The sequence below is a fragment of the Vibrio sp. 10N.261.52.A1 genome (genome assembly GCF_002876325.1).
GTDB classification, from domain to species: Bacteria; Pseudomonadota; Gammaproteobacteria; order Enterobacterales; family Vibrionaceae; genus Vibrio; species Vibrio chagasii.
Genome location: NZ_MCYD01000821.1, coordinates 1 through 8,797, shown reverse-complemented (window position 1 = coordinate 8,797; position 8,797 = coordinate 1). Strand labels below are relative to the sequence as shown.

Annotated in this window: 11 protein-coding genes; 7 read left to right on the top strand and 4 right to left on the bottom strand. The window is 43.8% G+C overall.

Features of this window, described 5'->3' with window-relative positions; genetic code table 11:
• Window positions 1–146: 146 nt before the first annotated feature.
• Together BCT81_RS17175 and BCT81_RS17170 are read right to left on the bottom strand one after the other, a co-directional pair.
• A complete protein-coding gene (locus BCT81_RS17175) occupies window positions 147–1,610 on the bottom strand; it encodes an MATE family efflux transporter (protein WP_008221673.1) in 1,464 nt (487 codons plus the stop codon).
• 144 nt (window positions 1,611–1,754) lie between these two features.
• A complete protein-coding gene (locus BCT81_RS17170; protein ID WP_008221675.1) occupies window positions 1,755–2,171 on the bottom strand; it encodes a CBS domain-containing protein in 417 nt (138 codons plus the stop codon).
• Between the two features lie 304 nt (window positions 2,172–2,475).
• Here BCT81_RS17170 and BCT81_RS17165 point away from each other — a divergent pair, with 304 nt between their 5' ends.
• A complete protein-coding gene (locus BCT81_RS17165; RefSeq protein WP_061031800.1) occupies window positions 2,476–2,709 on the top strand; it encodes a hypothetical protein in 234 nt (77 codons plus the stop codon).
• Between the two features lie 128 nt (window positions 2,710–2,837).
• Entirely contained in the window at window positions 2,838–3,110 is a 273-nt protein-coding gene (locus BCT81_RS17160; RefSeq protein ID WP_061031801.1) for a hypothetical protein, read from the top strand.
• A gap of 91 nt (window positions 3,111–3,201) precedes the next feature.
• Here the strand turns inward: BCT81_RS17160 and BCT81_RS17155 are convergent, their stop codons facing one another.
• Window positions 3,202–4,158 (bottom strand): glycosyl transferase family protein, encoded by a 957-nt coding sequence (locus BCT81_RS17155; protein ID WP_102425230.1) that lies wholly within the window; start codon window positions 4,156–4,158, stop codon window positions 3,202–3,204.
• Between the two features lie 196 nt (window positions 4,159–4,354).
• Here BCT81_RS17155 and BCT81_RS17150 point away from each other — a divergent pair, with 196 nt between their 5' ends.
• The 5 genes from BCT81_RS17150 (at window position 4,355) to BCT81_RS17130 (ending at window position 8,182) form a co-directional block, all read left to right on the top strand.
• Window positions 4,355–4,966: a TetR/AcrR family transcriptional regulator gene (locus BCT81_RS17150; protein WP_102425229.1), complete on the top strand. Its 612-nt coding sequence runs from the start codon at window positions 4,355–4,357 to the stop codon at window positions 4,964–4,966.
• A 148-nt stretch (window positions 4,967–5,114) separates the two neighbouring features.
• Window positions 5,115–5,447, top strand: coding sequence for a hypothetical protein (locus tag BCT81_RS17145; RefSeq protein ID WP_102425231.1), 333 nt, complete (start codon window positions 5,115–5,117; stop codon window positions 5,445–5,447).
• Window positions 5,448–5,532: 85 nt separating this feature from the next.
• Window positions 5,533–6,132: a thiol:disulfide interchange protein DsbA/DsbL gene (locus BCT81_RS17140; protein ID WP_102425228.1), complete on the top strand. Its 600-nt coding sequence runs from the start codon at window positions 5,533–5,535 to the stop codon at window positions 6,130–6,132.
• 208 nt (window positions 6,133–6,340) lie between these two features.
• Window positions 6,341–6,835, top strand: coding sequence for a peptidylprolyl isomerase (locus tag BCT81_RS17135; RefSeq protein ID WP_061031805.1), 495 nt, complete (start codon window positions 6,341–6,343; stop codon window positions 6,833–6,835).
• A 204-nt stretch (window positions 6,836–7,039) separates the two neighbouring features.
• On the top strand, window positions 7,040–8,182 hold the full coding sequence (locus BCT81_RS17130; RefSeq protein WP_102425227.1) for a BamA/TamA family outer membrane protein: 1,143 nt from the start codon (window positions 7,040–7,042) through the stop codon (window positions 8,180–8,182).
• Between the two features lie 107 nt (window positions 8,183–8,289).
• Here the strand turns inward: BCT81_RS17130 and BCT81_RS17125 are convergent, their stop codons facing one another.
• The gene (locus tag BCT81_RS17125; RefSeq protein ID WP_102425226.1) at window positions 8,290–8,712 is read right to left on the bottom strand and encodes a cytochrome c; all 423 of its coding nucleotides are present in this window, start codon (window positions 8,710–8,712) and stop codon (window positions 8,290–8,292) included.
• Window positions 8,713–8,797 lie beyond the last annotated feature (85 nt).

Sequence of the window (8,797 nt, the reverse complement as noted above, 5' to 3'; positions counted from 1 at the left end):
CCAATACCCTTGGAGTGGCTACTCAGTTATTAAAGTAACCAACCCCAAGTTCATCGAAAGTATAAACCTTGGAGGTAGCTCCAAGGTCAAGAAGAAGTTTTCGGTTAATACAATTTATTTAACAGTCTCGACCAAGTAAGTCACTATTATTGAGGCTTCAGTTCGGCACACTCTTCTCTGTTCGCTGAAACATCATCAATCAGCACTGCATCATGAGAACAGAAAGGTTGTGTATTCAAACTTACGATAGACACGTCATCTTCAACTGGCTCGACATTAGATCCCTGCATCAATTCAGAGATGTGGTAACGAAGTACTAAAACACCCAACAAGCCAAACAGAATATTACCCAGCGCTTGTCCGTAAAGAACGCCTAACGCGCCATACCATTGAGAACCTAAATATACGAAAGGCAAGGTACCAAGTGTCGCTTTACCTAAGTTCAGAGCGGTGGAATACAGCGGCTTACCTAGGTTATTGAACGAGGTGTTCGCGACAAACAGTGCACCGTTAAAGATGAAAGTAATGGCCACATAGGTACAGAAAGCAGCAACAATGATCGCCGCATCCCCTTGCAGACTAAAGCCATGAATCACAAGATCTTGGAGGAAGTACAACAGGACACAAACCACAATGGTGTACACAGTGGTTACAAATAGAGAGTTATTGAGCGTCTCTTTTACTCTGTCCATTCTCTCGGCACCAAAGTTCTGACCAATAATTGGCCCTACCGCGCCAGACAAAGCAAAAATCACAGCAAAACACACCGGCGTTAAACGACCAATAACCGCAAAGCCCGCAACGAAGTCTTCACCATATTGTGCAATACCTGTCGTGACAATGGCATTGCCGATAGGTGTCGCAGTGTTAGTAATGATCGCGGGGATCGCAATTGCTAAGATTGGACGGATATTGATGCGCCACTGCACAAATGATGGTGGAGCCACCAGCTCGTGACTGCGAATCAAAGGATAAAGTGAGAAGAATAGAACCGAAAAACGCGCCACCACAGAGGCGATAGCCGCACCTTCAATGTTCCAACCAAAGCCAAAAATAAACAGAGGATCTAAGATCGCATTTACGATCCCTCCCGATAATGTCGCCCACATAGAGCGTTTGGCATCACCCGCAGCTCTTAGGCCAGCACCGGCCGCCATCGCAAGCGCTAAAAACGGGCCACTCGGTAACAAAATCTGCAAATACGCTTGTGCGCGCTCAGCGGCTAAGCCTTTCGCACCAATGGCTGCCAATAACTCTGGGATATAAGCGTACATAACAGCAGTGACGGTTGAGCTAATGACAAACGCGGTTAGCATAATGCTAGTGCTGAGGTTTCTAGCTTGGTCTCTATTTTTTGAGCCTATCGCTTTTGAAACCAACGCCCCCATAGCAATAGAAGTACCAATCGACACAGAAGTAGAAAAGAAAGTGAGTGTGCCAGCAAAACCAACCGCAGCAGCCAGTTCAACCTGACCTAGCATACTGATAAACAGCATATCGAGTAGGTCGACCACAAACAATGCCATCAAGCCGACTGAGCCTGCTCCCGACATCACCAAGATGTGGCGCATCGTTGAACCTTCTACAAACTTTGCAGTTTGGTTTGACATGAAACCTCCAAAAGCTGAAACACCACAGGCTAAACCTATAGACCGACAAACAGGTCTAATTAGAAAAACTCCACGAAGAAAAAGGCGCTAGTGCGCCTTTTTTATTTCAGGGTGTTGAGAAAAATAATCGTTCTTAACACGCTACTATACAGGATGTTGGAAACATTCATCTAAGTTCTTGCCGATTGCTCTTAAAACATCGGTTCGAGTGATAATGCCGACCAGTTTCTGATTGTCGATGACAGGGTAAGCTTTCGGTTTGCCTACTTGCATCATATCTGCCAATTCGATAATGGATAAGTCTGGTGCGACTGATAGCACCTCTTGGTACATACAATCACCAACAATATGTGTGTCTTGGCAGAAATAGCTAACCTTAACTAGCTTCTCTAATAAATCTTGCTCAGAAAGGAAACCAATCACTTGTTCATTGTCATCAATAACTGGTCCACCCATGTGATGACTGCTCATCACTTTGTCTAACGCTAGACTTAACGGCATATCAGGAGTGAATGTCACAACCTGCTGCGTCATGTAATCTTTCACTTTAATTGAATGCATAGCGTTCTCCCTAAATACTTTGCGTCATGTTTTTATCTGCTTCTTTCATTTAATTGTTGTCTAAAATCTTGATTTTACTAAATGGATTTCAGCAATTTTATTGATAGGCAAAACCTAACAAGACAAAAAAGCAAGGCAGATAAAGGGTTGAGCGCACTTTCAAACATCCAAAAAAAGTAAAAAAAGAGCCCTTACAAAGTCTTACTTTCTCTTGCTTAACCTTACTCAGCCATAGTGGCTTGAATAGATAAACCCTGTAACCTTCATCACACTAATAATTAGAAAAGCCCGATTTAGGACGTTTATGCAACACGACAACACCATGTACGCGTATGTTTATACTCATCACGACGGTACAGAAACCACACTGATTGCAACGGTTGATAACCAACAGAAGCCACTCATTTCTCGCTGTGTACAAGAGATAAAAAGCATGTCGAGCTTAGCGATTGATATGGCGGCGCAACACAACTTGAGAGTGAAGCTCGTCAAATACCAGAAAGAGCAAGAAATCGATTTCGGCATGTTCCTCAAGTAACAACTCACACACTACCCCTTCGCGATACGGCAGCCATGTTCGAGTGGTTGCCGAATTCAGACTGACAAGCTTTAGCAACAAACGGTATACTTGATAAACAACACGTTCTCCTCTTTATTCGGTCTCGTATGTCTTTATCCACCGCCACCTCCAAGATCAAAACTTACTTCAGTGCATTGCTGGATTTTCAGTCCCGCATTTGGGTGGTTCATATCTTTGAAAATTCGATTACTGACCAATCATTTGTCATAAATGAGGATGGCTTTAAAGAGCCACTAGAGTGGATGAAAAAACGCGACTATCAAACCAAGATGCTCGATCGTGTTGATAAAATGAAGATATCGCAAGTTATCGAGATTCAATTCGAAGACAAAATGCACCGACTGATGCGAGTTAAGTAGTCGTTCTGTCCTGAGCATTTAACCGAAACACCCGATACAAAAAAAGGCCAGCAATCGCTGACCTTCTCTTACAAGCTCTATAGTATTTCAACTAACGCGCACAGTACTCATGCCATAGGCGTACGGCTTTTTGGTAGGCCTCAGTTTTGTCATGCGTCTCCGCAAACAAAATTGCTGTCATACTATCGACCACTGTGTTCGCCATCAAAGTCATCTCTTCAGCCGGCGTCCCGAGTACACATTCACTCGGCAGTGGCAAATCTGAGTTCATCATCTCTTCCCAATAGAAAGACTCAACTTTATCAGGAGAGCTCATCCATACTGTTTGACTCACTTTAGGATTGTATTCCGACTCACCGTTCATTCCTTTGAAAGAGATAACCGAATGAGATTTGTTGCCAATCACATGCTCAACTTCAGCATGAAGCTGTGGGAAGCCAGGGTGGAAGCTACCACGTAAACCTAAACGGCCACCACCAGGGTTCAGTGCTCGAACCACTGTATTGATCGGCGTTCTCAACCCATAACGATGCTTCCAACCAATCATGGTTTGCGCTTCAGGAGCAAAATTAGCCAACGGCAAATAAGCAATGCCATCTTGCTCAAGGATCGACTTAGCATGTTCAGGGTTATCAGCACATTGCACATCGACATCTTGCAAATGGCTTTCTACGTGCGTTCTACCGCTCGGCTTGTCCATGTAACCATGCATCAATACCTTATAGCCATTATCCGCTAAGATCTTAGCCGCCAGCAAGTTCCAAGGCTTACCACTAGCGCTTTCATTGCGCTTACCGGCATAACACGGCCAATCAATATCTGCCCCTAAATCGGGCACTCGAGATTGAAACGCTTTAACAAAGCCAGCAATTTCTTCATTGGTTTCGTTCTGCACACGAATTAGCATCAGTAGCATAGCCATCTGGTCGTCACCGACCTGTCCGCTTAAATACTCATCCATGATGCGGTAGGCTTGTTCGAACGATAAAGGCTTACGCCCTCTTTCGCCTCGTCCAACTGTACGAATACACTCTAAAATACTACTCATTGATTATTTATTCTCTTCCGTTGATATCAATAAAATTCGAATACGTCTTGATTCTATGACACCCACGTTACATTGCATAGCGATTCAGTTGCTAACACTCCAATTACCAAAACCATAGTGGGAGTTCTAAAAGTAAACTTCGTGGTGTAAAATTAACGTATGCAATGCTAACAGCGACATATTGAGTAGTACCCAAATGACTGTAAAGAAAACACTGAGCCAAAGAAAACGAGAATCGATCGTTGCCGCTGCTATCGCAGAATTTACTGAGCACGGTTATAAGGCCACCAGTATGGATAAAATATCGAGCCGAGCAGAAGTATCTAAACGCACCGTCTACAACCACTTTGCCAGTAAAGAGCTGCTTCTCGAGGAGATTCTAGACAGTATTTGGAGTAAAACGCTCGCCGCCACGCACTTCCCTTATCAAGCTGAGCTGCCTCTTGAACAACAACTCGCATCAATCGCGAATCAAGAACTAGAGCTGTTAGAGTCTGAAGGTTTTATCGATTTATCTCGCGTGCTCTTCTCTGAGTACTTCCATAATGCGGAACTTGCGAGCCAAGCAATGGAGAAATACTCTCAAGCAGAGAGTGGACTGACGACTTGGATAAAAGCTGCGCAGGCCGACGGTCGCTTAATCGAGCTCGACCCTCTGTTTGCTTCAACTCAATTCATTGCACTCATTAAGTCGTTCGCTTTTTGGCCGCAGATCATTGGTCATGCCCCTTCTCCCGACACACAGCACAAGCACATCATCGTGAACTCAACGGTTGAGATGTTTCTCAAACAGTATCAGGCCAAATAAAAGTTGAGCCCTGCTAAGTTTTGCCGGGTTTTAATTAGAGATAGACAAACGAGTGAGGTATGATTTGCTCGTTTTGTGGCTGAGCGGTTTGCCAGTTGCAGAATCTGATTTATTTCAGCCGTTGTTCAGATACAAAGACCACTATTTCATGCCAAAGTTGATAAGCAAAATTTGGGTACACGTTTTTATGCTGCTTGCGATGTTAATGGCCACCATCAGTGTGGATAGCATTGCGGGTAACAATATCGTTGCATCTCAACATCTATCAACGCCGTCAAACAGTATCTCGCCTTCACAGCCAATTGCCCAAGCTAACATTGAGCATCATTGTTGTGGCTCAGTCTGCTTGTTAAAAATGCCACCATTGATTGTGTCTGAGTCCTTCGATACTCAAATTGCCTCTTTAGCTCTTATTGAAAAAGAGCCTTCACACAAAGCGATTATTGCGCCTCAAGCACCTTATCGCCCCCCTATTTCTTAATCGTTTGTCCCAAATAGGCAATCCATGCCACCCAAAACAGCAGTTTTGCTGTGCTTAACGACATCCAAATTTAGGAAATAAACACATGAAAAAACTATTTAGCCTTTTTGCTGCTCTAATTATGAGCGCTTCTGTCAACGCCGCTCAGTTTGAAGAAGGTACTCACTACAAGATCCTTGATGTAGCAAAAGCAGACAAGCCAGTTGTGACTGAATTTTTCTCTTTCTACTGCCCACACTGTTACAAATTCGAAGGGGTAATTAAGTATCTGAAAGAAGACTTACCGGAAACAGCAAGCTTCCAAAAAGTTCATGTCGCTTTTATGGGCAACAATATGGCAGTACCGATGGCAAAAGCTTACGCAACAATGATTGCGTTGGATGCTGAAGAGAGCATGGTTCCTGCTATGTTTGCTCAGATCCATGAGAAGCAAAAGACACCACGCGACGAAGCTGAACTGCGCCAAGTATTCATTGATAATGGTGTCGATGCGAAGAAGTTTGACGCGGCATACAACAGCTTTGCGGTTAACTCGATGCAGAAACGCTTTGATCAACAATTTGATGCAAGTACCCTAACCGGCGTTCCTGGTGTGCTGGTCAATAACAAATACATCGTAAAGCCAGACCAAATCAAAAGCTACGAAGAGTACAACCAGCTAGTTAATTACTTACTAGCGCTCTAAGTCGTTTTTCATCTCCAAGCCAGTGAACTCATCACTGGCTTTTTTATCTCTATCGGCCTCAGAGCGCATGTAAATTGAGGCTAGCGCTATTGTTCACTGGCATCCGCAGTAAATTTTCATATACTGCACCTTATTAAGTCATCGACTATGTTGTTGTACTGAAAATACTCGTACTCAAAACCCTTAGCACTCAAATATTGGGACCTTTATGATCACTCTGACTACCAACTTTGGCGACATTGAAATTGAACTGAACCTTGAAAAAGCACCAGTAACGTCGAAAAACTTCCTTAAATACTGCCAAGACGGTTTCTATGAAGGCACGACATTTCACCGAGTTATTGAAGGTTTCATGATTCAAGGTGGTGGTCACACTATCGACATGACAGAAAAACCAACACGTGCTCCTATCGTGAATGAAGCAAACCGCGGTCTAAAGAACGTAATTGGCTCTGTAGCAATGGCACGTACTGATGCACCACATTCTGCAACCGCACAATTCTTTATCAACCTTGATGACAACGACTTCCTTGATCACACCTCGACTACGAACGCAGGCTGGGGTTACGCGGTATTCGGTAAAGTATCGGCAGGTATGGATGTAGTAAATAAGATTGCAGCTGAACCAACGACAATTCGCTGGGGTCACGAAGATGTGCCTTGTGAAGATATTGTGATTACAAAAGTCACTATCAACGAATAAATCGCACCAATAATTGCAATAAATGGTGAGACTCAGTCTCGCCATTTATAACTATCAATAGTATCAGCCGTACTTATTAGTGTACGGTATATTTATATGATCAACCCTATCCTCGCTATTCATCAGTCTCAATGACGTGTTATGCTCCGGATCTGCAAGCTTCTCCAGCATTGCGATCAACTTACATTGGACGTAACTCTAACCATGACTCGACTCTCTTTGTGGACAACAGCGCTCTTATCTTCTGTTGCCAGTTTCTCAAGTTCAGCTTTCGAAGTTGATACGCGAGAATCACAAGAACCTGAACTGGATGACCAATTTCGTGTCATTGCCATTCCCTTTTACGATCCAAGTGTAGATACAGGCATTTCTGTCGTTCCTATCTATAACTTCTATGCTGACGGCGAGTCAAAGAACGCATCAACGTTATCTGCAACGCTGACTTACACGCAAAATGATAGCTATTACATCAAAGGGAATGCTGAGCTCTTATTGAAAGGCGATTCAATTCGGTTTAGCGGTGAAATGGGCTTCTCTAGTACCAACATTACCTTGGTCGATCTGGTTGATACTAACCACCAAGAGTACACGTTCGATGGTGATTTCTATTTCAAAGTTTACGACAACATCTATCTCGGGATGGGTTTAGACTACTCCACCGCGCGTTATCTTGCCGATACACCGCGAGACAAACTTTTACTCAAACTCACCGGGTTTAGTGAAGAATACGAAGCCGACACAGGAGCAAAGTTCTCTTTCTTGTGGGATGAACGAGAGCACTACTACTACCCTTATCATGGCTTTTTATTCGAGCTGACCTATGAAGACCATGGAGAATGGCTTGGTAATGACAAAGATGCGACCTACTCTTCGCTCTTTTCAGATTACCGACTGTTTTACAGCTTAACGCAGGATGACAATCACATCATCGCAAGCCGCTGGGTGACTCGTTATCTACTGGATGCTGAAAATGCCCCAAGTAGTGCATACAGCACCTATGGTCGACAAGGGCGAAATGTTCAACGTGGTTTCGTCGCGGGTGATCACATCGCTTCGCATATGACCAATCTTGAAATGGAATATCGCTATTCGATTTCAGGCTCGTCCATCAACTTCTTGAACAACGTCGCGGTGGTAGGTTTAACGGGTGTGGGCAAGGTATTTGGTGAAAGGCTGAATCCAACCGACCCTTATCATAGCTTTGACGATGGTGACCTGCTTACTATGGTTGGTCTCGGGCTACGCTATCGTTTAATGCGCCAAGAGCGAATCAATGTGCGAATGGATTTCACCTATAATAACGAAAATGAAGTACTGGCCTACTTTAGCTTAGGTGAAAATATCTAGCCCAAGCTGTGGCCTTTTTAAAGCCATTATATCTAACCGATGATTCCCCCAAGCCTGCCACGACTCGATGCGTACAGGCTTTCTGTTTATAGAGCCTCAAGAAAAAACTACCAACGAGAGCGGTAAGTACGGTGACAAGCTCGGCATGTATTATTGGCCGAGTCTAAACCCCGCTCAGCTTTGCTTTTGTCCTGCTCAAGACTGGCTTGCTGTAACTCAATAAAACCTTGATTCATCTGTAACATCAGTTGATTGAATTTCTCAGGCTTACTCCATACCGCGTCTTTCGCTTTACCGCCCTTATCACTCACAGCAAAGCTGTTGGTGAGTACGAGTCCGTGCTCTAGCAAGTTATCACTTAGTACCTCAACCTTTTGCCAATCTGTATTTCGACTCCCTAATTCTGAAGACACTTGCTTATTGAGTTTTTCTATTGAGCTAAAAGCCTGTTGGCGATTGTCGACCGTTTCAGTTGCGGCAAAAGTGCTCATTGGCACTGCGATAAGTAAAGCGATAGTGAGTTTTTTCATAGTGTCACTCCTGTTTATTGGTGGATTGATTGTCTGATCTTTCAATTCGAATCGATGAGATGCATTTAATTTACACAACAACAGT

What these genes read in the sequence shown, in the direction of transcription:
- BCT81_RS17135 (WP_061031805.1), top strand. Translation starts at nt 6,341, where the DNA reads ATGATCACTCTGACTACCAACTTTGGCGACATTGAAATTGAACTGAAC.
- BCT81_RS17150 (WP_102425229.1), top strand. Translation starts at nt 4,355, where the DNA reads ATGACTGTAAAGAAAACACTGAGCCAAAGAAAACGAGAATCGATCGTT.
- BCT81_RS17170 (WP_008221675.1), bottom strand. Translation starts at nt 2,171, where the DNA reads ATGCATTCAATTAAAGTGAAAGATTACATGACGCAGCAGGTTGTGACA.
- BCT81_RS17140 (WP_102425228.1), top strand. Translation starts at nt 5,533, where the DNA reads ATGAAAAAACTATTTAGCCTTTTTGCTGCTCTAATTATGAGCGCTTCT.
- BCT81_RS17155 (WP_102425230.1), bottom strand. Translation starts at nt 4,158, where the DNA reads ATGAGTAGTATTTTAGAGTGTATTCGTACAGTTGGACGAGGCGAAAGA.
- BCT81_RS17130 (WP_102425227.1), top strand. Translation starts at nt 7,040, where the DNA reads ATGACTCGACTCTCTTTGTGGACAACAGCGCTCTTATCTTCTGTTGCC.
- BCT81_RS17145 (WP_102425231.1), top strand. Translation starts at nt 5,115, where the DNA reads ATGCCAAAGTTGATAAGCAAAATTTGGGTACACGTTTTTATGCTGCTT.
- BCT81_RS17165 (WP_061031800.1), top strand. Translation starts at nt 2,476, where the DNA reads ATGCAACACGACAACACCATGTACGCGTATGTTTATACTCATCACGAC.
- BCT81_RS17175 (WP_008221673.1), bottom strand. Translation starts at nt 1,610, where the DNA reads ATGTCAAACCAAACTGCAAAGTTTGTAGAAGGTTCAACGATGCGCCAC.
- BCT81_RS17160 (WP_061031801.1), top strand. Translation starts at nt 2,838, where the DNA reads ATGTCTTTATCCACCGCCACCTCCAAGATCAAAACTTACTTCAGTGCA.
- BCT81_RS17125 (WP_102425226.1), bottom strand. Translation starts at nt 8,712, where the DNA reads ATGAAAAAACTCACTATCGCTTTACTTATCGCAGTGCCAATGAGCACT.